Here is a 21,525-nt window from a genome sequence, read left to right as displayed (position 1 = left end):
TCAGCTCCGGCGCCGGGCCTGCATCTCGGCGCCCATGGCGCCCAGCGTGGCCGCGCTCATGGCAGCGCGTGCCGCGGGAAACACCAGGCCTTCCTCGGCTTCGATGTGTCCCGCATAGAGGCCTCGAAAGCGGGTGATGGCCTCCAGGGTGCCGGCGGCGACCTGTTCCTGGCAAGCCGGTTCGCGCCAGCGCAGCACTGCCTCGCGCAGCCCGGCCCACAAGGCCTCCATCTGCCGGTGGTCCGCCTGCAGGCGCTGCACCGTGGCGCGCAGCGCAACATCGCCCTGCGCGAGCAACAGCGGGAAGACGTGTTGCTCTTCGTCCTGGTGGTGCAGCGGCGCGGCGAGGTCGAAATACCGCAGCACATCGGCCGCGGCCGAGCGGGTCTGCGCGTCGTGGCCTTTGTCATCGAGGTAGTCCACCAGCCGGCCTAGCAGATCCAGGCTGCGTTGCACGCGCTCGTGGCAGGCGGCCAGCATCTCGTAGGGTGCCTCGAAACCCACGGCCGGGGCGTCGAAGCCGGGCAGGGCGGTGCCCATGGGCTAGGGCTTGGCCGTCAGGTCGGCCAGCTGCTTGCGCAGCGCCTTTTCGTCGTTGAAACGCCTGGTGGCGTCGCGCGCCACGGCCATGGAGCCCAGCATCTTGCCGGCTTCGTCGCGCACCATCTCGAAGCTCATGTCCACGTAGATGAACTCCTCGCTCTTGTGCAGCGAGCGCGTGATCATGGAGGTGCGGCCCGGCTTGACGCCGCCGCGCTCCAGCGCCTGGTTGAAGCCGTCCCAGTGCGCCTTGCGCATGCGTTCGGGGATGATGAGGTCCAGGCTCTGGCCCACGGCTTCGGCCGCACTCCAGCCGAAGACCTTCTCGGCCCCGCCGTTCCAGACGCGGATGATGCCTTCGAGGTCGCAGAAGATCAGGGCCTCCGGCATGTTGCGCAGGATATGGGCGGCCGAGGATGCAAGTGTGGGGGGGGAGGACATGGCTGTACTAAAGAAGTATCTGATGAATATCTTAAGGATGGCTATAGCGTAGCCCAAGCGGCGCCATCAGCCAATACTCCGGGAGAACTATGCTTCCGGCCAGGGCTATTGGCGTCGGCGGTCCCGGCCGCGGCCGGCTTCCCGGGCCCCTGCCCTGCTCAGCGCGCTCGCAGCCTGAGCTGGTTGGGCAGGGGCAGCGAGCGGCGCAGGATGTCGTCGGCCAGCCAGAGCGCCGACTTGCGGGCGCGCTCGGCCACCATGGGCAGGGGCATCTGCACGAAGTCGTCGTTGAAGACCTCGAAGCTGTAGTCGCCGGCATAACCGAGCCGGTCGAGCTTCTGTACCAGGTCGATCAGCTCTGGGGTGTGCACGCCCTCGCGCGGAAAGACGCGGTAGGTGCGCGCCGTGGCCATGCGTTCCTCGAAGGTGGGCGTCTCGCGCCACATGAAGTCGGACAGCTGGACCAGGAAGATCTTGCCCGGGTCCAGGTCCAGGATGGCGTCCAGCGGAGTCTTGGCGGCCAGGATGTGGTACGAGTCGATGCAGACCCCCAGGTTGGGCGCATCGGCGCGGCAGACCACGTCCCAGGCCGTGGTGTACTCGTTGATGGTGCGGCCCCAGGACAGGCCTTCGTAGGCGATGCGGATGCCGTGGGGAACAGCCAGCATGGCCAGCTTGCGCAGGTCGCGCGCGATGTGGTCCAGGTCCTGCGATGCATGGGCCGAGGTGGAGGAACAGGCCAGCAGCACGTCGCAGCCGAGTTCGGCGCACATCTCCAGCATGGTCTTGGCGATGTCGACCTTGTACTCGTGCAGGTGGCCGCTCAGGCCCTCGAAGTCCCGCAGCACCTGGAAACCCGTGCCCCGCAGTCCGCTCGCGCGTACTTCCTGCGCAGCAGCCTTCCAGCCGCCCGGGTGGCCGACCAGGTCGTTGGCCTTGAGCATGACCTGGCTGAAGCCGGCGTCCTGCATGGCCTGCAGCTTGGCCTGCAGCGGACCGGCCAGGGTGATGGTGTCCATCCCGAAACCGCGGATGGCTTCCTCCATGCTGCGCCGGTCGTTCATGCCGGCTCCGCAGCGGAATGCACAAGCTCGAACACCACGCTGCCCAGATAGGTCTTGGTAATGGCGCCGCGCTGCCCGCTGTGGGTGGCCGGGCTCTCGATGAACTCGACCCCATGGGCGCGCAGGGCCTGCACCGCGGCCAGCACATCGGGCACTCCGAGGCCGATGCGCTGCAGCTGTTCACGCGGATCGGGCGCGTCCACCGCCGGTTCGACCAGCTGAATCATGAAAGCGTGCGAGGCCTGCAGCGCCGGTGTACGCATGAGCTTGCCCGAGGGCATGATGCCGAAGCGCTGCTCGTCGGGGATCAGCGTCGCACCCAGCAGGGTCTGGTAGAACTCGATCCAGTCGTAACTGCGGCCGATGCCGATGTACTGGACGATGCCGAAGAAGTTCAGCTTCGCCAGCACGGGCGGCTGGGCTGTCGCGCCGGGGATCGGAATGAAGTCGACGTCGTAGATCGAGAAGTCCTGGTAACGGTCGATCAGGTAGATGCGGCTGCCGCCCACGCCGTGGATGGCGGGGATGTTGAGTTCCATCGCGTCGGGGTGGCCGGGCACTTCCCAGCCGCCGCGTTCCAGCACGTACTCGCGTGCGGCGCGCGCACTGCGCACCCGCAGCGCGATGGCGCTGATGCCGGGGTGGTCGGCGCCGTGGCTGGCGCCCAGTGCGTCCAGCGGGTGGGCGTTGACCACGATGTTCAGCGGGCCCTGGCGGTAGAGCGTGACTTCACGCGAACGGTGGCGCGCCACGGGCCGAAAACCCATCATCTCCAGCACCTGGCCCAGGGCCTGGGGCTTGAGCGTGGCGTACTCGATGAATTCGATGCCGTCCAGCCCGATCGGGTTGGACGCATCGCTGAAGGAGTCCTGCAGCGGTTCGCGCGCATGTTCGGGGTTCAGCAACAGGTCGCTCATGGGCTTCTCCGGCAGGGGGGTGTGGTGGGCTGGTCAATCGTGCAAGCGGGCCACGGTGCGCAGCTGGTCGGCCGTCGCGGTCGGGTAGCCGAAAAATTCCAGATAGGCCGGGATCATCTCGAACAGCATGTCCGAACCGATCTGGACGCGGCAGCCGCGCGCCTGCGCAGCGCTGAGAAAGGCGGTCATCTCGGTGCGCATGACGACTTCGCCGACGAAGGTATGGGGGGACAGGCGCTCGACGTCCACGGGCAGCGGATCGCCGGGGTTCATGCCCAGCGGCGTGCCGTTGACGACCAGGTCGAACCCGGCGGGGTCCTTGCTGCCGGTCGTGACCTTGAGTCGCGGGTATTCGGTGCGCAGGCGCTGGGCCAGGGCCAAGGCGGAAGCGTCCTGCACGTCGAAGAGCGCGAGCTCGGCCACATCGGCCGCGGCCAGCGAGGCGGCAATGGCCGAGCCCACACCGCCACACCCGACCACCAGGGCCCGCGCACCTTCCAGAGCCAGGCCCTTGCGGCGCACACCGCGCACAAAACCTTCGCCGTCGAACATGTCGCCGACCAGGCGGCCATCGGGCAGGCGCTTGACGGCATTGCAGGCACCGGCCACACGCGCGGTGCGCGTGACTTCGTCGAGCAGGCCCACGGTGCTCACCTTGTGCGGCATCGTGATCAGCGCGCCCCGGATGTTCTCCAGGCGGAACAGGTTACGCAGCACCTCGGCGAACGCATCGGGCCTGCAGCCCATGGGCACCACCACCGCATTGACCCCGACCGACTCGAAGTAAGGGTTGTAGATCAGCGGTGCCTTGAAGCTGTGCGTGGGGAAGCCCAGATGGGCGATCAGCTCCGTATCGCCATTGATCAGGGCGCCCTGGAAAGCTCGTGCGTTCATCGCGGTGCTGCGTTTCTCTTTACTTGCGGATGCGGGCGAGCTCGGCCATCATGGCGTTGACGGTCGCTTCACCCACGGTGGCGGAGTGCTTGGCGATCACGGGTTTCATCTTCTCGCGCAGCTTGGCCACCTCGGCCGGCGGCAGTTCGGTGACCTGCATGCCGTTCTGCTTGAGCGTGGCCAGCAGGCTGCCGGCCAGGGCGCGCGACTGCTCGCGCTGGAACCTGATGGACTCGTTGACGGCGTCCTGCACGACCTTCTTCTCGTCGGCCGACAGACCGTCCCAGACCTTCTTGCTCATCACGATGGACTGCGGGTTGTACTGGTGGTTGCTCAGGACCAGGTGCTTCTGCACTTCATAGAGCTTGGCGCCATTGATGGTGGCGACCGGGTTTTCCTGGCCGTCCACGGCCTTCTGCTCCAGCGCGGCATACAGCTCGGGGAAGGGCAGCGGGGTGGGGTTGGCGCCGAGGGCCGAGACCCAGTCCACATTGATCGGGTTGGGGATCACGCGCAGCTTCAGGCCGGCAATGTCTTCCACCTTGTTGATGGGGCGCTTGCTGTTGCTGATGTGGCGAAAGCCCAGCTCGTAGTAACCCAGGCCGACCAGGCCCTTCTCCTCCAGCTTGGCGTGCAGGTTCTTGCCGAAGGTACCGTCGACCACGGCGTCGGCTTCGGCCGGGTTGGCGAACAGGAAGGGGAAGTCGTAGATGGCGAAGTCCTTGACCAGGCTGGCGAAGATGCCGGAGTTCATGGAGGCCATCTCCAGCGTGCCGCCTTGCAGGGCCGACACATTGGCCTGGTCGCTGCCCAGCGCGCCGCCCGGATAGACGGTGACCTTGAGCTTGCCCCCGGACCTGGCTTCGACGATCTCGGCAAACTTGTCCATGCCCAGCACGATGGGGTGGCCCTTGGCGTTCTGGTTGACGAACTTGAGGGTCTTGGTCTGGGCCTGGGCCAGGCCGAAGGCCGTGACACAGATGGCGGCCACCAGGGTCTTGAGGACGAGTCGTTTCATGGTTTGTCTCCGTGGATATCTGCGGGACGCCCTTGTCAAGAACGGCTGCGGTGGCGTGCCCTGAAACCGCAGTCGTGTGAAAACATCAGTAGAACCAGCGGGCCGGCACCATCACCAGCGACGGGAACAGCACCAGCAGGAACATCAGCACGAACTGCGCGAGCATGAAAGGCCACACGCCCTTGGTGACCTCGTCCATGCTGATCTTGCCCACGCCGGCCACCGTGCTCAGCACGGTGCCCACCGGCGGGGTGATCAGGCCGATCGCGTTGTTGATCATGAAGAGCACGCCGAAGTACACCGGGTCGATGCCCGCGGCCTTGATCAGGGGCATGAACACCGGCGTGAGGATGACGATGGTGGGCGTCATGTCCATGGCTGTACCCACCAGCATGGTGATGAGCATGATCACGATCAGCAGCAGGGTGGGCTGGTCCAGCAGGGGCTTGAGCAGCGCGATCAGCTCGCCCGGCAGGTTGGCCACGGTGATCAGCCAGGCCGAGACCATGGCGGCGGCCACCAGGAACATGATCACGGCCGTGGTCTGGGCGGCGGCCAGGAAGAGACCGAAGAGCTGGTTGAGCTTGAGTTCCCTGTAGACCAGGGTGGAGATCAGCAGGGCGTAGACCGCGGCGACCACGGCCGCTTCGGTCGGCGTGAAGACGCCGAACTTCAGCCCCACGATCACGATCACCGGCAGGCCCAGGGCCAGGGTGGCATCTTTCAGGGCGCTCAGCACCTGCGCACGGCTGGCGCGCGGCGTGAGCGTGGCGTCGCTCCTGCGCGAGAGCCACCACCAGGTCAGCGCCAGGGTCAGGCCCAGCATGAGGCCCGGCACGATGCCGGCCAGGAAGAGCTTGGAGATCGAGACATTGGCCGTCACCCCGAAGATGACGAAACCGATGCTGGGCGGGATGATGGGCGCGATGATGCTGCCCGCGGCGATCAGGCCGGCCGAGCGGGCCTTGTCATAACCGGCGCGGTGCATGACGGGCAGCAGCAGGGCGGCCAGGGCGGCGGCGTCGGCCACGGCCGAGCCCGAGAGCGCGCCCATGATGACGGCGGCCATGATGCCCACGTAACCCAGGCCGCCGCGCAGGTGGCCCACCAGGGAGGTGGCGAAGGCCACGATGCGCTTGGACAGGCCGCCGGCGTTCATGATCTCGCCGGCCAGCATGAAGAAGGGCACGGCCAGCAGGGGGAAGCTGTTGGCACCCTCGATCATGTTCTGTGCCAGGATCTGGGCGTCGAACATATTGAGGTGCCACATCAGCGCGGCGCCGGTGACCAGCAGCGAGAAGGCGATGGGCACGCCCAGGGCCATGGCGCCCAGCAGGGCGGCCAGGAAGATGGCGATGGTCATGTGCGCTCCTTGGCTTGTGCGGCTTCCTTGCCCGGGGCGACCGGGCTCAGGCCGTGCGGCATGTCGTCGGAGCCGACGATGCCGATCAGCTCCGCATCCGGCAGCTGGCCGGTGAAGAACTTCCACAGTTCATGGGCGATGACCAGCGCCGCCAGCACGGAAAACAGCAGGCCTGAGCCATAGAGCCAGGCCATCGAGACCTCCATGACGGCGCTGGTGGACTGCAGGTTGATGAGGGTCTGCTGGCGGGCGCCGTCGAACATGAACCAGCACATGGCCAGCATCAGCCCGTGCGCCAGCACGAAGCAGACCTTGCGGCCCGCCGCAGGCAGGCGCGAGACCAGGGCGTCGGTGCCCAGGTGGGCGTGCTGGATCAGGCCGACCACGGCACCCAGGAAAGTCATCCAGACGAAGAGCCAGCGCGACAGCTCTTCCGACATGGTGATGCTGGAGTTGAAACCGTAGCGCAGCACCACATTGCCGAAGACCATGAGCACCATCAGGCCCAGGCAGAGCACCATCAGCCCGCCGAAGACGCGGCCGATGAAGTTGATGAAGGTTTGAATCACAAGGGGTCTCCTTGTCCTTATTTTGTACGAACTGGTTAGTTTTTTGTTAAGGGAAAACCCTGACGCCTGCGCCGTCGGGGATGCTCCGGAGTCAGATCTTGCGCACGAAACGCACGATCATTTCCACCACGTTCTCGCGCCGCTGGGCGATGTAGGCCCGCGAGGTCATGTCCAGCTTGAAGATGATGCCGAAGGTGTGCCGGTTGGACACATTGAAGAAGCTCAAGGCCGAGATCGAGGCATGGATGTCGACGGCATCCAGGCCCTTGCGGAACTGGCCGGCCTTGACACCGCGCTCGTAGAGGTTGCGGATCGCGGCAATGGCCGGCACGTTGAGTTCCTGGATGCGCTGGCTTTGCGCCAGGTACTGGCCGCGGTGGATGTTCTCGGACATCACCAGGCGGATGTAGCTCTCGTGGTGCAGGTGGTGGTCGAAGGTGAAGGCCACCAGGCGGCGCAGGCCCTCCTCGGGTTCCAGGTCCTGCAGCTTGAGTTCGGACTCGACGTCGCGCACCCGGCGGTAGGCTTCCTCCAGCACGGCCAGGTACAGGCCTTCCTTGCTGCCGAAGTAGTAATAGATCATGCGCTTGCTGGTGCGCGTGGCTTCGGCGATCTCGTCGATACGCGCGCCTGCCAGGCCCTTCTCGCCGAACTCGGTCTCGGCCACCTGCAGGATGTTGGCCCGGGTGCGCTCGGGGTCGTTGGTGCGGCTGGGCGCCTTGCGCGCCGGCGCCGCCGCGCGGGTCGTTCGTACGCGGGCCTTTTGTACTGGTTCGTTCATTCGCGAAGTATAGGCCGCCCACGCCTGCCGCCGCAACACGGGGGCCTGCTGCCGGTCAGCAGGTCTGGCGGCGGCGCCTCAGCCGCACTGCCCCACGTAGCCGCAGGCGGTGCAGAAGTCGCAACCGTCCTTCTTGATCACCGTGGGGTTGCCGCATTCGGGGCAGGGGCGCCCGGCCATGGCGGCGGGCTCCTCGCCTTCGGCGTGTTCGCCCGGGCTCTCCAGCACGCCCATCTCGCGCAGCGGGAAACCCTGCTCGTCCAGCACGCCCAGCATGGCGTAGCGGTGGATGATGAGGCGCGCCATATAGGCCACGGTGGAGGGCCAGGTCTGCTGGCGGCGCTCGCCGTGCGGCAGGCCCGGCACGAAGGCCATGAACTGGCCCAGGGGCTCGGCGTAGTTGAGCAGCTTGCGCAGCTTCATGCCGATCCAGGCCGGGTCCACCACGCGCATGTCCAGCGAGAGAATGCGCGCCAGCCCGTCGAGCGCACGCGGGTAGTTGCCCGAGAAGCCCACCGCGCAAGGCCGCGTGACGCTGCCGCCTTCGGGCGCGGGCAGGGTGACTTCCTTGAGCGTGAGCGTGAAGACTTCGCCCGTGGCCGGGTTGTCGATGTCCACCGCCCAGGCCAGCGTGCCCGAGGGGCCGGTCAGCGGCTCCTCGCGGCTGAACATGGCGTCCAGCACCGGCGTGGCCGGTGCCTGCACGCGTTCGCGCCACACGCCGAGTTGTTCGCAGCGCCAGCGCACCACCGCGGCCGTGGCGGCCACCACGCCGGGGAAGAGGCGGCGTTCGCCGTGCGGCGGGAAGGGCATCTCGAAGGAGCGCTCCTCGGCCACCGTGGCCAGCGCATCGAGCTTGAGCCTGAGCCAAGCCGGGTCGTTGGAGCGCAGGTCCATGGACAGGGTCTTGGCCAGCGCACCCAGGCCGCGCGGTTGCTCGGCACCGTTGACCCAGACCTCGAAGGGCTGGGGCGGCCCGCCTTCCTCGCCCGGCAGTTCACCCACGAAGAGCGCGAACTCGCCGTAGGGGTGGTGCACCATGAAGCTCCAGGCCAGGTTGCCGCCGGGCAGCTCGGGCCGGCCCGGCCAGCGCAGCGAGGACAGCACCGGCGCGGGCAGGCGCTCCAGCGCCAGGCGCTGGTTGGCGTCGTCCAGTTGCAGCGGTGCGGCGGGCGTGGGTGTGACGCTGAGCACCGAGCCCAGCACGCTGTTGGGCCGGTAGGTCGCCAGGCCCTTGAGGCCGGCTTGCCAGGCCTGCAGGTACAAGTCCTGGAAGTCGGCGTAGGGGTAATCGGCCGGCACGTTGACCGTCTTGGAGATGGCCGTGTCGATATAGGGCGCCACCGCCGCCACCATGCTCGCGTGCGCCTGCGCGCTCATCTCCAGCGCGGTGACAAAAGCAGGGGTCAGTGGCGCGGCCGCGCCCTTGAGGTGACGGTACAGGCGCCACGCGTGGTCTTCCACCGCGTATTCCTTGAAGCTGCCGTCGGGCATGCGCTTCTTGCGCGTGTAGTGCCAGCTGAAGGCCGGCTCGATGCCATTGCTCGCGTTGTCGGCAAAAGCCAGGCTGATGGTGCCCGTGGGCGCGATCGACAGCAGGTGCGAATTGCGCAGGCCGTGCGCACGGATCCTGTCCTTGAGCGCCGCGGGCAGGCGCGAGGCGAAGCGCGGGCTGCTGAGGTACATGTCGGCGTTGAAGAGCGGGAAGGCACCGCGTTCGCGCGCCAGCTCGCAAGAAGCCTCGTAGGAGGCGTCGCGCAGCGCTTCCGAAATCTTGCGCGCCATCTCACGTGCTTCCGCCGTGTCGTAGCGCAGATTCAGCATCACCAGCGCATCACCCAGGCCGGTGTAGCCCAGGCCCACACGGCGCTTGCTGCGCATCTCCTGTTCCTGCTGCGGCAGCGGCCAGACGGTGGCGTCCAGCACGTTGTCGAGCATGCGCACCGCGGTGCGGCACAGCTCGGCAAAACCGGCGAAGTCGAAGTGGGTTTTTTCCTCGAACGGTTCGCGCACGAAGCGCGTGAGGTCGATGGAGCCCAGGCAGCAGCAGCCATAGGGCGGTAAAGGTTGTTCAGCGCAGGGGTTCGTGCTGGCGATGCTCTCGCAGTAGGACAGGTTGTTGTCGCGGTTGATCGTGTCCAGGAACAGCACACCGGGTTCGGCGTGGTCGTAGGTGGAGCGCATCACTTGTTCCCACAGGTCGCGCGCGCGCAGCTTGCGGTAGACCCACAGGCCCGTGTCCTTGCTCAGGTAGGCGCCCTCGGCCTTCTGGGCCGCGCCGGCCTCGGCGTGGTGCACCAGCTCGATCTCGCCATCGGCCACCACGGCCTGCATGAAGGCGTCCGTCACGCCGACCGAGATGTTGAAGTTGCGCAGGTCACCGGAGTCCTTGGCGTGGATGAACTCCTCGATGTCCGGGTGGTCGCAGCGCAGCACACCCATCTGCGCGCCGCGCCGGCTGCCGGCTGATTCCACCGTCTCGCAGGAGCGGTCGTACACGTGCATATAGCTCACCGGGCCCGAGGCGCTGCTCTGCGTGCTGCCCACCCAGGCGCCGCGCGGGCGGATGCGCGAGAAGTCGTAGCCCACGCCGCCGCCGCGGCGCATGGTCTCGGCCGCTTCCATCAGCGCCACGTAGATGCCGGGGTGGCCCTCGTCGTCGTGCGCGATGGAGTCGCCCACTGGCTGCACGAAGCAGTTGATCAACGTCGCGGTCAGATCGGTACCCGCCGCCGACTGGATGCGCCCGGCCGGCAGGAAACCCTGCTGCAGCGCGTGCAGGAAACGGCCTTCCCAGTGCGTGCGCTGGTCGGGCGCTTCCTGGGCGGCCAGGGCGCGCGCCACGCGCTGGTTCACCTGCAGGATGCTCTGTTCATCGCCCTTGGCGTATTTCTCCAGCAGCACCTCCTCGCTGATGCTCTGCGGGGCCAGGGCCTGGAGGGCCGGTGTCGGGTGCGTTGTGTCGCTCATGCATGACTCCACGTTGTACTGAACGGGATGCTAGGGAAGTGCCGCTTGGAGGGTTTGCGGCAAATCAAACCCAGGCGCCATCCCCTTCGGGCGTTGTTTCGAGGGGAAGACACTTGCCAGTGTGGCACCGTCTTGAGGAAAATCAAGCCATGACTATTAGTGATGCTCTTCATAACTCGCACCGTGCGCGGCGTGGATTTTGCGGGATGAGCCGCAAGGCGCAAAACCCAAGGCAAGCCTGGACGGCTTGCCTGGTTTTGCAACGCCGCGGATCGCCCGCAAAACCACGCCCCTTCGGGTTCGAACCAAAACGGGCCCTTTGCCCACCAAACCCCTTGCGTGTGCTGCCGGCACACGCTGCATGGTGTTGGTGGTCAAATCATCCCGTTTTGGACTCGAACGCGCATGGAGGGAGTTATGAAGAACATCACTAACTTTGATGACCTGCTGGCCACCGCGCGCCAGCAACGCGAGCCGCAGCGCCTGCTCTTCGTTTTTGCCGCCGCCGAACTGCCCGAGGGCAGCACCCCAGAGCAGGCCGCCCGTTTTGAGGCAGGTCAAGGCGGGGCACTGGTGCCGCAGATGTGCGTGGACAAGACGCCCGAGGAAATTGCCTCGTTCGCGGCCCTGGCCGGTGAAGCGCAACAGTTTGGCCAGGCCTGGAAGCTGGTCTTCGTGGCTGCCATGAACGACGGCCAGGACGCCGAGGCGCCGCTGCAGCGCATGGTGGAAGACATCAAGCGCGGGGCCATCGGCAACTACATCCCCTTCAATGCGCGGGGCGAGGCGGTGCAGCTGGGCTGAGGTACGGCGGCGCATGGGTATTCAAACGGCCATGTGACCCAGCGCATCGAGCGGGCTGGCCGTGCCGCCTGCTGCCACCTTGAGCACATGGGTGTAGATCATGGTGGTGCTCACGTCGCTGTGCCCCGGGGCCTGTCAGAGCTGATTTCTCAAGGTGCGTTGCGGATCAGAAAGGTCATGCGGTAGGCGCGGAGTCGCAGCCGGAGTCTTCCTCCGGCAAGGCTTCGCAACACCCCGCATGGCCTTTCTGGCCGCAACCCGCAGGTAACGTATTGGAAACCGCGCCACTCGTTGTTGTGCTCCTAGCCCAGACGTGCAGTCTGGGTGTCGTCGCACGCCTAGATTGGCGCGGTCTCCAATACGTTCGCACTTGAGAAATCAGTTCTGACAGGCCCTCGCTCCTGCACCGTGCGGATGTCGGTGCCCGCCTGCAGCAGGTGCGTGGCAAAGCTGTGGCGCAGGGTATGCACAGAAACGGGTTTGTGGATACCGGCCGCGGCGCAGGCCAATTTGATGGCACGTTGCAGGCGTTCCTCATACAGATGGTGTCGGCGTTCGATACGGGAGCGCGGGTCCACCGACAAGGCTGGCGCCGGAAACAGCCAGAACCATGCCCAACGCCGCCCCAGGTCGGGAGACTTCACGGCCAAGGCATCCGGCACATAGACCCCGGGCACACCCCGATCACGGTCATGCTCCCATAGACCGCGCGCGGCCGCCAACTGCGCCTTGAGCGGCATGCCCAGGCTGCGCGGCAGCATCACGACCCGGTCTTTCCCGCCTTTGCCGTCACGCACGAGCAGCACATGGCGATCGAAATCAACGTCCTTGACGCGCAGACTCAAACCTTCCGCAAGCCGCATGCCCGTGCCATAAAGAAGTTTGGCGAGCAAGGGAACGGTGCCGTCCATTGCACCCAGCAGGGCAGCGACCTCAGCCTGGGTGAGCACAGAGGGAATGCGTTCTGGGCGTGTTGGCCGCTGCAGATCATCGAGCCTGGGCAGGTTGATGTGCAGCACCTCGCGGTAAAGGAACAGCAAGGCGCTGAGCGCCTGATAAAAAATGCACCCAATACAGGTAGGCTTGCTCGGTGCGCAAGCTATAGTGTTTGTAACGCAGCACCTCGCGCAACTGATCCAGCAAGCGCGGCGACTGCGGAATAGGGAGGTCGGGTTTCATGGCTGACATGAATACTGTACACATAAACAGTATGAAAGCGCAAGCCCCGCATGGCAAGGCCTTGCGGGGATCTGGCTGCGACGGCCATGGCCGAGCCCCTCAGGTGTTATTCCGTCGGATATCCTGGCCTCGCCAGATTAGGCGACGGCCTACATTACGTTAGGTCTCTCGATGAAGCGCGGAGTTCTCACCCTTTCAGTCGCACTCAGTTGCGCGCTATCGGCTGCAATCGGGTTTTGGTTTGGTTTTCGCGAAGCCTTTCAGCTTGGAGTGGCTGCGGACTTCCTCCCGCGGGGCTCTATCGCAACCGCGCAACTGAAGGCGCTAAAGGCGGGAAACACGGCCAACGTCACTACTGCGCTTGAATTCGACGTGGACACAGGGCTGATCTGGGGGAACGAGGTATTTCGCCATCCTTTGCGTAGCTACATCGGTCCGCTCTGGGGCTACGATATTTACCCTGAATACGAGAAGTACGCGACACGTTTGGCCGACTACCGCAAAACTCATCCTTCATTGATGAAGGCCGAAGCCTTTGAAACGGCTGTGACCGAGAGTGAGGAACATCGGCAGTTCAATCGGGAGCTTGCGCAAAGTGCGCGCGAAAACATCGCTACCATCAATTCAATGGTGGAACGGTATGCGACCAAACGCTAAGAACACGAGACCTAACTTGTCGTATATGGACTCCCCCTCAACAGCACGAGGCTGATCGATTGGTGGTCTTGGGGTAAAGCGCCTGCAGTCGACTATCCGGCATCTGAGGTGGGATCATGGAAGTCCCGTGCCGACATGGAATCTGCGTCACCGTTGCGCCAATCAATACAAGCGGCGGCATAAGAGCCGGACACGCTGCCAGCTGATATAAACAGTGCTCTGGATGTGTTGCTGGAGCTCCGCCTCATGGATGCCCGGCCCTGCGGTTTTGCACTTTGAATGATCATGCGGTTTCTTGAAACCAGAATCCCCGCCCCTTTTGTTGCCATCGCCATTGCCGCGGGCATGTGGCTGCTGCCCCGCGCGCAGGCCCTGCCAGATGCCATCGATGTGCTGCGCCTGGCCACCATCGATCTCAGCATGAACCTGAGTGCGGTCGTGGCGCTGGCGGCCTTTGCCGGGTTCTGGAAGGCCCGCACCACGATCAATCCGCTCCAGCCCGATCGCGCATCGGTGCTGGTCACGCACGGCATCTATCGCTTCACGCGCAATCCCATGTACCTCAGCCTGCTGCTGCTGCTGGTGGCCTATGCCGGCCAGCTGGGCTCCTGGCAGGCCTTCGCCGGGCCGGCCGTGTACGTGGCCTACATCACCCGCTTCCAGATCGTTCCCGAGGAGCGCATCCTGGCGTCGAAATTCGGCGACGCGTTTGAACAGTACAAGCGCCGTGTGCGCCGATGGATCTGAGACCTGTTTCCCAGGTCAACCAACTGGAACATGCCATGACACGCCAGCTGCTCCCTGTTTTGCTTGCCGCCGGTCTGCTGCTTGCTGCCTGCGCCGGACCCGCGCCCGGGGTGGGCTCCACGCAAACCACGCTGCTCCTGAACCGCGCCTGGGTCGACGGCCGGCGGGTGGAGTACGTGACCACCGACATCTCGGACGCCGGCATGGCGCGGGAGGCGGGTGCGAATTTCGTGCCGCGCCTGGCCCAGGCCATCCCGGCGCCGGGCCGCCCGTCCCTGGTGGAGCGGGTCTACAAGTTCCCGGGCCAGGAGCAGATCAGCGTCTTCCAGTCGGCACCCCTACCCACGGGTGCGGGCAACGCCGACCGCAGCTACAGCCCGTTGTGGCGCATCGTCATGGTGCGCTGGCTCCAGCCCGCCGCCGTGCGCGAGCTGCGTTCCGAAGAAGAGGTGCTGGCCGCCCAGGAGCGTGGCGAGCTGGCGTTGCAGATCACCGACATCGTGGCCAACTGCCCCATCACGCGTTCGGTGGACGGGCTGACGCTCAGGGGCGTGCGCTGAGCCTGTCGAAACCGGCCCGGCCCGTTCGTCGTACAGTCTGAGGGACTTCCTCGGATTTTGACGAAGGGAACGACATATGAGTACCAACACCGTCCGCCTGCACCGTGTGCTGCGCGCCCCGCCCGAGCGGGTCTACCGCGCGTTCATTGACCCCGATGCCATGGTCAAGTGGCTGCCGCCGCACGGCTTCACCTGCAAGGTGCACCACCTGGACGCCAAGGTGGGCGGCAGCTACCGCATGTCCTTCACCAATTTCAGCAACGGGCAGAGCCACGCCTTCGGCGGCACCTACCTGGAGCTGGTGCCGGGCGAGCGCCTGGTGCACACCGATGTCTTCGACGACCCCAACCTGCCCGGGGAGATGCGCGTGACGGTCACGTTCAAGGCCGTGTTCTGCGGCACCGAGCTCAACGTGGTGCAGGAGGGCATTCCGGCCGTCATTCCCGCCGAGGCCTGTTACCTGGGCTGGCAGGAATCGCTGACCCTGTTGACCCAGCTGGTCGAGGCGGAGATCCCCGGGTGAGCCTGCGCAGCCCCCTGGCCCTGATGCTGACGCTGCTGCTCGGGGCCTGTGCCTCGGCACAGGCGCCTGCCGGGCTGAGCCCTTTCAGCACCGACGGCTGCAGCCTGTTTCCCGACCGTTCGCAGCTTTCGGGCGCCGACTGGTGCCGCTGCTGCGTGGCGCACGACCTGGTCTACTGGCGCGGCGGCACGGCCGAGGAGCGGCTGGAGGCTGACCAGGCGCTGCGGGCCTGCGTGCAGCAGGCGACGGGCAACACCGCCCTGGCCGAATTGATGTACGCCGGGGTGCGCACGGGCGGCGGGCCGTATTTCTACACCCGCTATCGCTGGGCCTACGGCTGGCCTTACGGGCGGGGCTACGAGCCGCTGTCGCCCGAAGAGCGGGAGCGGGCTGCGGCATTGCAGGCGAACTACCTGGCGACCCATGCCGCGCCGACCTGCGAGCCATGAGGTTTGCGCAAGTTGGCATGCACCCTGGCACGGACCCGCAGGGCCGTGCGATGGCGGCCGTCAACCTGCGCTGCCTGGAAGGCTTCGACCTGGCCAGCGTGCCGGTGCAGCACTACGACGGCAAGTCACACTGAGGGCGGGTTCGCCCCATCCACGTCTACAGGAGTCTTCATGAATCCCCACGAGTTCAACCAGCGTGCCGCGGCCATGCTGCCCGGCCACCTGGGCATCGTCATCATCCGTGTGGAGCCGGGCGAGGTGCACGCCGAGATGCGGGTGCGGCACGAGCTGATGGCGCCCAACGGTTTCCTGCACGCCGGCAGCCTGGTGACGCTGGCCGACACCAGCGCGGGCTGCGGCTGCCTGGCCAGCCTGCCCGAGGGGGCCAACGGCTTCACCACCATCGAGCTCAAGTCCAACCACCTGGGCACGGTGCGCGACGGGGTCGTGCTGAGCGTGGCCAAGGCCGTGCACCTGGGCCGCACCACCCAGGTCTGGGACGCCACCGTGACACACCGCGAGAGCGGCAAGACGCTGGCGCTGTTCCGCTGCACGCAGATGGTGCTGTACCCCAAGGCGAGTGGCGGCTGAGCCGATTCCGGACACGAGGTGTAGTGATGGCAACAGGCTGGCTTTCCGTGCTGCGACTGGTTCCCTGGGGCGAGGTGATCCGCAACGCCCCCAAGGTGGCTGAAGGGGCGAAGGGTCTCTGGGACAAGGTCTCGGGCCGGCCGCCGCCGCCGCCGCCCGTGGACGACCAGGTGCAGGGCCAGCTGCAGGCCGAGGCCCACGCGATCGCGAAGCTGCGGGCGGAACTGCTGGCCACCGAAACCGCGGTGTCCGAGCTGCAGGCGCAGATGCTGGCGGCCACCGAACTCATCAACGACCTGGCCGACCAGAACGCCCAGCTGGTGCAAGGCGTGGAAGCCCTGCGCCGGCGCCTGGCCTGGCTGGCCGGCGCTTTCATGTTGCTGGGCGCGGGCGTGGCGGCGGCGTTGCTGTTCCTGCGCGCCTGATACCTCAGGCTGCGGCCAGCGCCTCCTGGCGCGTCAGCAGGCGTTCCATCAGGTCGCGTACGCTGCGGATCTGCGCGCCGAAGGGCAGGGCGCCCACGCCGCGGAAGAACAGGCCTTTCTTGACATCGCCGCGCAGCGCGGCGGCGAGCTGGTTGTCGATGCAGAACTGGCCCCAGCCGGGCAGGCCGTCGCGCAGGCCGCACTGGGCCAGGCAGTCGAAGCTCTTGGTGCAGCGGTTCTTGTGGTGCACCACGGCCTGCAGCTTGTGCTCGATCTTCAGGTAGGCGCGCAGCCAGGGGGTGGCCACCGCGCGTGCGGGCAGGCCGGCCACGCTGGTGAACTCCAGCATTTCGTCTTCTTTCGCCTCGGCGAGGATGCGCTTGAACTCGGGGTGCGCGTCGCCCTCGCTGGTGACGGCAAAGGGCGTGCCCAACTGCACACCCGCGGCGCCCAGGGCTTGCAGACGCGCGATGTCGGCATGCGTGCGGATGCCGCCGGCGGCGATCAGCGGGATCTCCTGCTCGATGCCGGCGCTGCGCAGGAAGGAGAGCGACTGCGGAATCACGTTCTCGAAGTCGAAGCGCGGGTCGTTGAGGTCGGCGATCTTGGCCGCGCCCAGGTGGCCGCCGGCCAGACGCGGGTGTTCGATGACGATGGCGTCGGGCAGGCGCTTCTTGCGCTCCCACTTCTTCACGATGAGCTGCACACCGCGCGCGTCGGACAGGATGGGGATGAGTGCGGCCTTGGGGTGGTCCTGGGCCAGGTCGGGCAGGTCCAGCGGCAGGCCGGCGCCCACGACCACGGCATCGATGCCGGCTTCCAGGGCGGTGGTGACGGAATGTGCGTATTCGCTCACGGCGCGCATCACGTTGATGGCCAGCAGGCCGCGGCCTTGCGAGAGTTCGCGTGCGGCCTGGATCTCGCGGCGCAGGGCGACCAGGTTGGCGGCGTCGATGGCGATCCTGGCGTCCTCGCCGGCTTCCAGGTGGCCGGTGGCGGCCATCAGGTCCGGGTGGTGGCGGCGCAGGTCCACGGACGAGAGTGTGCCCACGCCGCCGAGCGCAGCGACGCTGCCGGCCAGGCCGTGCGCCGAAACACCGATGCCCATGCCGCCCTGCACCAGCGGCAGCAGGGTGCGCCCGCCCAGGTTCAGCGGACGCAGGCCGCTGCGTGCCAGCCAGAGGGCACTTTCGGCGGGAATGTGGGGCAGGGGGAGGGGAGCGTTCATGACGGGCAGGCCGCCACCGCGGCCGGGAAAAAGACCAGCCGCCAGCTTAGTGACGATGCCCGCGCCGTGTCTTGCGCTGTGTCAAGAAATCAGCGCAGGCGCAGCGGCGCGCCGCCCAGGCGGTAGCCGCCCACGTTGCCGGCCAGTTGGCGGGCCTGCTGCGCCAGGGCCTGGGCCGAGGTGGCCGAGCGGTCCAGCACGGCGGCATTGTGGCTGACCATCTGTTCCAGCTGGGCGATGGCGTCCTGCAGCTGGCTGAAACCCTGGTCCTGCGCCTGGCCGTCGCGTGTGATCTGCGCCATGGTCTCGGCCACCTGGCGCACCTGGCCCACCACCTCCTGCATGGTGCGGCCGGCCTGCTCGACCAGCTTGCCGCCTTCGGCTACGCTGCCGACCGAGGCATCGATGAGCTGCTTGATCTCCTTGGCCGCAGCGGCGCTGCGCCCGGCCAATGAGCGCACCTCGCTGGCCACCACGGCAAAACCGCGGCCCTGTTCGCCGGCACGCGCCGCCTCCACCGCGGCATTGAGCGCGAGGATGTTGGTCTGGAAGGCGATGCCGTCGATCACGCCGATGATGTCGGCGATGCGGGCGGACGACTTGCGGATGTCCTGCATGGTGTCCACCACCTTGCCGACCACGGCGCCGCCGCGCTCGGCCACCTGGGCCGCTTCGGCCGCCAGAGCCTGGGCCTGGCGTCCGCTGTCATGGCTGTGTTTCAGGGTGCCGGCGAGGGCCTGCATGCTGCTCTGGGCCTGTTCCACGCGTGCCGCTTGCGGGCCGCGCCGGTCTTCGGCCGGTTCGGGGGCGGCCAAGGCACGGGTGCTGCTGGCCAATGCCTCGGCGTCCTGGTGCACCTGCGCGATCAGCTGTTGCACGCCTTGCTGGATGCGCACCAGGGCCGCCTGGACCTGGCCGCTTTCGTCGTGCGTGCGCGCTTCGATCGGGGTGTCGAGCTCACCGGCAGCCAGCTGCTGCGCCGCGCGCAGGTTCTCGCGCAGGCCGCGCGCGAGCGGCAGCAGCAGCCACAGGCCCCAGAGCGTGGCGAGCAGCACGGCGGCGCCGCCGCAGTAGAGCAGCAGCGCGCGCGCGGCGGCGATGCTGCCGCGCTCCACGCTCTTGCGCTGCAGGGCGGTCAGGGTCTGGATGGACTCCTGCAGCGCGTTGAGCGCGGGCAGGGTCTCGCCGATGAACAGCAGCGAGGCCTCGGGCCGCAGGTTTTCCTCGACCAGCTTGACCACACGCTCGGCCGATTCCGCATGGGCGGCGCGGTGGCGCTTGAGATCGGTCAGCACCTGGGCGTCGCTGCGCGCGCCCAGGCGTTCCAGCGTGGCCAGGGCCTGGTCGATCTGCCGGTTGGCAGCCGTCTGCTGCTCGCGGATCTGGCCGGTAGGCGCAGCGATGGGGGCGGTGATCTGCTGCTGGGTCAGGCGCGAGAGCTGTCCGGTGCTGGCCGTGATCTGCAAGGCGGCCTCGGTCTGGGCGCGGTCGCCGGCGCTCATGCGTTCGCTGGCAATGCCGACCTGCTGCAGCTGCTGCAGGGCCAGCCCGGTGAGGCCCGCCAGTAGCAGCAGGGGCAGGCCCAGGGCCAGCGTCAGGCGGGTCCGGATTTTCCAGTCAGCGATGCGCATGCGGGGTGTCTCCTTGCACCGCCGCGGCGCGGGAGCCGGTGGCGGTGGTCGATGCCATGGAACAGCGTGGTGCCCATTGTGGCATCAGCCCGCGCGCCCGGTCCACCCCACCCGGGGGGCAGGTCTCAACCGCGCGGAGAGGTCGGCGCGCGGGGCTGCCGGCGCATGAATTCCAGCAGTTCGCGATCGTTGCGGCGGATGTGGATCGACAGCCAGTCGCGCAGCACGGTGGAGAGCTGCGCGGCCACCGCGATGCTGCCTTCCTGGTAGCGGCGCTGCAGCCTGCCCAGCTGGTCGATGAAGGCCTGGTGGCCGATCTTGTGGCGCTCCAGGTTGGGGAAGCCGGCTTCGGCCATGAGGCCTTCTTCCTTGCGCAGGTGATCGTCCGTGTAGCGGATCAGTTCGTCCAGGATCCGGCCCACCACTTCGCGGCCGCGGCCTTCGGTGGTGGCATCGTGCAGCTCGTTGACCAGGCGCACGAGATGCTTGTGGTCGTCATCGATCGGGCCGTCGTCGATGACCATGTCCTGGGCCCATGCAAAGTAAGCCATGACGCTGTCTCCTCAGGCCGCCAGGGCCAGGGGCGCGGGGGCCGACAGACGCGCCGGGCCCGGCCGCTGGCTCGGGTCCAGCCGGAACACGCTGACCACCTGCACCAGCCCCTGGGCCTGGTGCTCCAGGGACTGCGCGGCGGCGGCGGCTTCCTCCACCAGTGCGGCGTTCTGCTGCGTGACCTGGTCCATCTGGCCAATGGCCTGGTTGATCTGTTCGACACCGGTGGACTGCTCGCGGCTGGCCGTGCGGATCTCGCCCATCAGGTCGGCCACGCGGCGCACGTGCACCACGATCTCGTCCATGGTGCTGCCGGCCTGTTCGACCAGCTTGCAGCCCTCGCTGACGTTGCCCACCGATTCCTCGATGAGCAGCTTGATTTCCTTGGCCGCCGTGGCGCTGCGCCCGGCCAGGCTGCGCACCTCGCTGGCGACCACGGCGAAACCGCGGCCCTGCTCACCAGCGCGCGCCGCTTCCACCGCGGCGTTGAGCGCCAGGATGTTGGTCTGAAAGGCGATGCCGTCGATCAGGCCGATGATGTCGGAGATCTTGCGCGAGGAGGTGTTGATGGCTTCCATGGTGTGCACCACCTTGCCCACCACGTCGCCGCCCTTGACGGCCACCTGCGCGGCCGATTCGGCCAGCTCGTTGGCGTGGCGGCCGCTTTCGTAGTTGTTCTTGATGGTGGCGGAGAGCTGCTCCATGGACGCCGCGGTCTGCTCCAGCGCACTGGCCTGCTCCTCGGTGCGCGAGGACAGGTCCAGGTTGCCGGCGGCGATCTGGCTGGTGGCGGTGGACATGCTTTCCGAGCCCTGGCGCACCTCCTGCACGATGCGCGCCAGGCTGTCGTTCATCTCCTGCAGGGCCTGCAGCAGCTGGCCGGTCTCGTCGCGGCTCTCGACGCGGATATGGCTGCCCAGGTTGCCGCTGGCCACCGTGCGGGCCACCTGCACGGCCTCACCGAGGGGGCGTGTGATGGAGCGCGTGATCCACCAGGCGCACAGCACGCCCAGCAACAGGCCCAGCAGGCCCGTTGCCGCCATGAGGGCCTGGGCCGAGTCGATGCCGCGCCGCACTTCGTCACTGCTGGCCACGACGATCTTCTTCTGCAGTTCGGTCAGCTGGTCGATCGGCGCCTGCAGGGCGTCGAGCAGGGGCAGGGTCTCGGTGTTCATCACACGCGTGGCTTCCTCCCGGTTGCCTTCTTCCATGAGCCGGGCCACCTTGCCAAACGAGGCGACGTACTGGCCGCGCGTTTCCTTCAGGCGGGCCAGCAGCGCCTTGCCTTCGGGCAGGTAGATGAGCTGGTCCAGCGTCGCCAGCGCCACGTCGATGGTCTTCTTGTTCTCGGCGATGCGCTCCTTGATCCGGGCCAGCTGTGACACGTCGCCCACGATGATCAGCTCCATGGTGCGGCGCGCATTGGCCCGGGTGGTGGCGTTGATCACGTTGGCGGCCTCGGCCTTGACCCAGTCTTTCTCGATGATGCGGCGGTTGACCTCGCCGATCTGGCTGAAGCGCAGCAGGGCGAGCAGGATGACAGCGAGCAGCATCACGATGAGCAGGCCGAAGCCCAGGCTCAGCCGGGTGCCGATTTTCATGTGGACGATGGACATGGTGGT

At 67.0% G+C, this 21,525-nt stretch carries 23 protein-coding genes and 1 pseudogene; 9 read left to right on the top strand and 15 right to left on the bottom strand.

The window, feature by feature from the left end:
• The 10 genes from AC1RRP_RS02105 to AC1RRP_RS02060 all read right to left on the bottom strand — a co-directional run bounded on the left by AC1RRP_RS02105 (position 1) and on the right by AC1RRP_RS02060 (position 10,557).
• Positions 1-540 (bottom strand): hemerythrin domain-containing protein, encoded by a 540-nt coding sequence (locus AC1RRP_RS02105; protein ID WP_493032767.1) that lies wholly within the window; start codon positions 538-540, stop codon positions 1-3.
• Between the two features lie 3 nt (positions 541-543).
• Positions 544-981, bottom strand: coding sequence for a PAS domain-containing protein (locus tag AC1RRP_RS02100; protein WP_493032765.1), 438 nt, complete (start codon positions 979-981; stop codon positions 544-546).
• Between the two features lie 158 nt (positions 982-1,139).
• Positions 1,140-2,045 (bottom strand): sugar phosphate isomerase/epimerase family protein, encoded by a 906-nt coding sequence (locus AC1RRP_RS02095; RefSeq protein WP_493032763.1) that lies wholly within the window; start codon positions 2,043-2,045, stop codon positions 1,140-1,142.
• Complete coding sequence (locus AC1RRP_RS02090; RefSeq protein WP_493032761.1) at positions 2,042-2,962, bottom strand: VOC family protein; 921 nt, start codon at positions 2,960-2,962, stop codon at positions 2,042-2,044. The genes AC1RRP_RS02095 and AC1RRP_RS02090 overlap by 4 nt, the downstream gene beginning before the upstream one ends.
• 33 nt (positions 2,963-2,995) lie before the next feature.
• Complete coding sequence (locus tag AC1RRP_RS02085; protein ID WP_493032759.1) at positions 2,996-3,856, bottom strand: shikimate dehydrogenase family protein; 861 nt, start codon at positions 3,854-3,856, stop codon at positions 2,996-2,998.
• A 19-nt stretch (positions 3,857-3,875) separates the two neighbouring features.
• Complete coding sequence (locus AC1RRP_RS02080) at positions 3,876-4,874, bottom strand: TRAP transporter substrate-binding protein (RefSeq protein WP_493032757.1); 999 nt, start codon at positions 4,872-4,874, stop codon at positions 3,876-3,878.
• An 85-nt stretch (positions 4,875-4,959) separates the two neighbouring features.
• Positions 4,960-6,237, bottom strand: a complete 1,278-nt coding sequence (locus tag AC1RRP_RS02075) for a TRAP transporter large permease subunit (RefSeq protein WP_493032755.1) — start codon at positions 6,235-6,237, stop codon at positions 4,960-4,962.
• Positions 6,234-6,806 carry a TRAP transporter small permease gene (locus AC1RRP_RS02070; protein WP_493032753.1) on the bottom strand — a complete coding sequence of 191 codons (573 nt, stop codon included), beginning with the start codon at positions 6,804-6,806 and terminating at the stop codon, positions 6,234-6,236. Before AC1RRP_RS02070 ends, AC1RRP_RS02075 begins: the two co-directional genes overlap by 4 nt.
• A gap of 91 nt (positions 6,807-6,897) precedes the next feature.
• On the bottom strand, positions 6,898-7,587 hold the full coding sequence (locus tag AC1RRP_RS02065) for a TetR/AcrR family transcriptional regulator (RefSeq protein ID WP_493032751.1): 690 nt from the start codon (positions 7,585-7,587) through the stop codon (positions 6,898-6,900).
• A gap of 78 nt (positions 7,588-7,665) precedes the next feature.
• On the bottom strand, positions 7,666-10,557 hold the full coding sequence (locus AC1RRP_RS02060; protein ID WP_493032749.1) for an adenosylcobalamin-dependent ribonucleoside-diphosphate reductase: 2,892 nt from the start codon (positions 10,555-10,557) through the stop codon (positions 7,666-7,668).
• A gap of 417 nt (positions 10,558-10,974) precedes the next feature.
• Between AC1RRP_RS02060 and AC1RRP_RS02055 the strand changes: the two genes are divergently transcribed.
• Positions 10,975-11,361 carry a ribonucleotide reductase subunit alpha gene (locus tag AC1RRP_RS02055; RefSeq protein WP_493032747.1) on the top strand — a complete coding sequence of 129 codons (387 nt, stop codon included), beginning with the start codon at positions 10,975-10,977 and terminating at the stop codon, positions 11,359-11,361.
• 338 nt (positions 11,362-11,699) lie between these two features.
• On the opposite strand, the gene AC1RRP_RS02050 is transcribed toward AC1RRP_RS02055, so the two are convergent.
• Entirely contained in the window at positions 11,700-12,401 is a 702-nt protein-coding gene (locus AC1RRP_RS02050) for an integron integrase (RefSeq protein ID WP_493032745.1), read from the bottom strand.
• Positions 12,402-12,711: 310 nt separating this feature from the next.
• On the opposite strand from AC1RRP_RS02050, the gene AC1RRP_RS02045 reads away from it, so the two are divergent.
• From AC1RRP_RS02045 to AC1RRP_RS02010, 8 genes and pseudogenes are all read left to right on the top strand, one after another.
• The gene (locus AC1RRP_RS02045) at positions 12,712-13,197 is read left to right on the top strand and encodes a hypothetical protein (RefSeq protein WP_493032743.1); all 486 of its coding nucleotides are present in this window, start codon (positions 12,712-12,714) and stop codon (positions 13,195-13,197) included.
• A gap of 285 nt (positions 13,198-13,482) precedes the next feature.
• A complete protein-coding gene (locus AC1RRP_RS02040; RefSeq protein WP_493032741.1) occupies positions 13,483-13,944 on the top strand; it encodes a methyltransferase family protein in 462 nt (153 codons plus the stop codon).
• A gap of 35 nt (positions 13,945-13,979) precedes the next feature.
• Positions 13,980-14,504, top strand: a complete 525-nt coding sequence (locus AC1RRP_RS02035; protein WP_493032740.1) for a DUF7482 domain-containing protein — start codon at positions 13,980-13,982, stop codon at positions 14,502-14,504.
• A 76-nt stretch (positions 14,505-14,580) separates the two neighbouring features.
• Entirely contained in the window at positions 14,581-15,027 is a 447-nt protein-coding gene (locus AC1RRP_RS02030; protein ID WP_493032738.1) for an SRPBCC family protein, read from the top strand.
• The gene (locus AC1RRP_RS02025) at positions 15,024-15,476 is read left to right on the top strand and encodes a hypothetical protein (protein WP_493032736.1); all 453 of its coding nucleotides are present in this window, start codon (positions 15,024-15,026) and stop codon (positions 15,474-15,476) included. The genes AC1RRP_RS02030 and AC1RRP_RS02025 overlap by 4 nt, the downstream gene beginning before the upstream one ends.
• A gap of 14 nt (positions 15,477-15,490) precedes the next feature.
• A pseudogene (locus AC1RRP_RS02020) lies at positions 15,491-15,610 on the top strand (GFA family protein); the annotation flags it as partial.
• Positions 15,611-15,647: 37 nt separating this feature from the next.
• The gene (locus AC1RRP_RS02015) at positions 15,648-16,067 is read left to right on the top strand and encodes a PaaI family thioesterase (protein WP_493032734.1); all 420 of its coding nucleotides are present in this window, start codon (positions 15,648-15,650) and stop codon (positions 16,065-16,067) included.
• Between the two features lie 26 nt (positions 16,068-16,093).
• Entirely contained in the window at positions 16,094-16,492 is a 399-nt protein-coding gene (locus tag AC1RRP_RS02010; RefSeq protein ID WP_493032732.1) for a hypothetical protein, read from the top strand.
• Positions 16,493-16,496: 4 nt separating this feature from the next.
• On the opposite strand, the gene AC1RRP_RS02005 is transcribed toward AC1RRP_RS02010, so the two are convergent.
• From AC1RRP_RS02005 to AC1RRP_RS01990, 4 genes are all read right to left on the bottom strand, one after another.
• Positions 16,497-17,720 carry an NAD(P)H-dependent flavin oxidoreductase gene (locus AC1RRP_RS02005; RefSeq protein ID WP_493032730.1) on the bottom strand — a complete coding sequence of 408 codons (1,224 nt, stop codon included), beginning with the start codon at positions 17,718-17,720 and terminating at the stop codon, positions 16,497-16,499.
• A gap of 89 nt (positions 17,721-17,809) precedes the next feature.
• Positions 17,810-19,351, bottom strand: coding sequence for a methyl-accepting chemotaxis protein (locus AC1RRP_RS02000; protein WP_493032728.1), 1,542 nt, complete (start codon positions 19,349-19,351; stop codon positions 17,810-17,812).
• Between the two features lie 125 nt (positions 19,352-19,476).
• Positions 19,477-19,902 carry a bacteriohemerythrin gene (locus tag AC1RRP_RS01995; RefSeq protein ID WP_493032726.1) on the bottom strand — a complete coding sequence of 142 codons (426 nt, stop codon included), beginning with the start codon at positions 19,900-19,902 and terminating at the stop codon, positions 19,477-19,479.
• A gap of 12 nt (positions 19,903-19,914) precedes the next feature.
• Complete coding sequence (locus AC1RRP_RS01990; RefSeq protein ID WP_493032724.1) at positions 19,915-21,519, bottom strand: methyl-accepting chemotaxis protein; 1,605 nt, start codon at positions 21,517-21,519, stop codon at positions 19,915-19,917.
• Positions 21,520-21,525: the final 6 nt, after the last annotated feature.

The sequence above is a fragment of the Hylemonella sp. GW821-FHT12C09 genome, from assembly GCF_058807395.1.
This window is presented reverse-complemented; position numbering and strand designations above follow the sequence as displayed.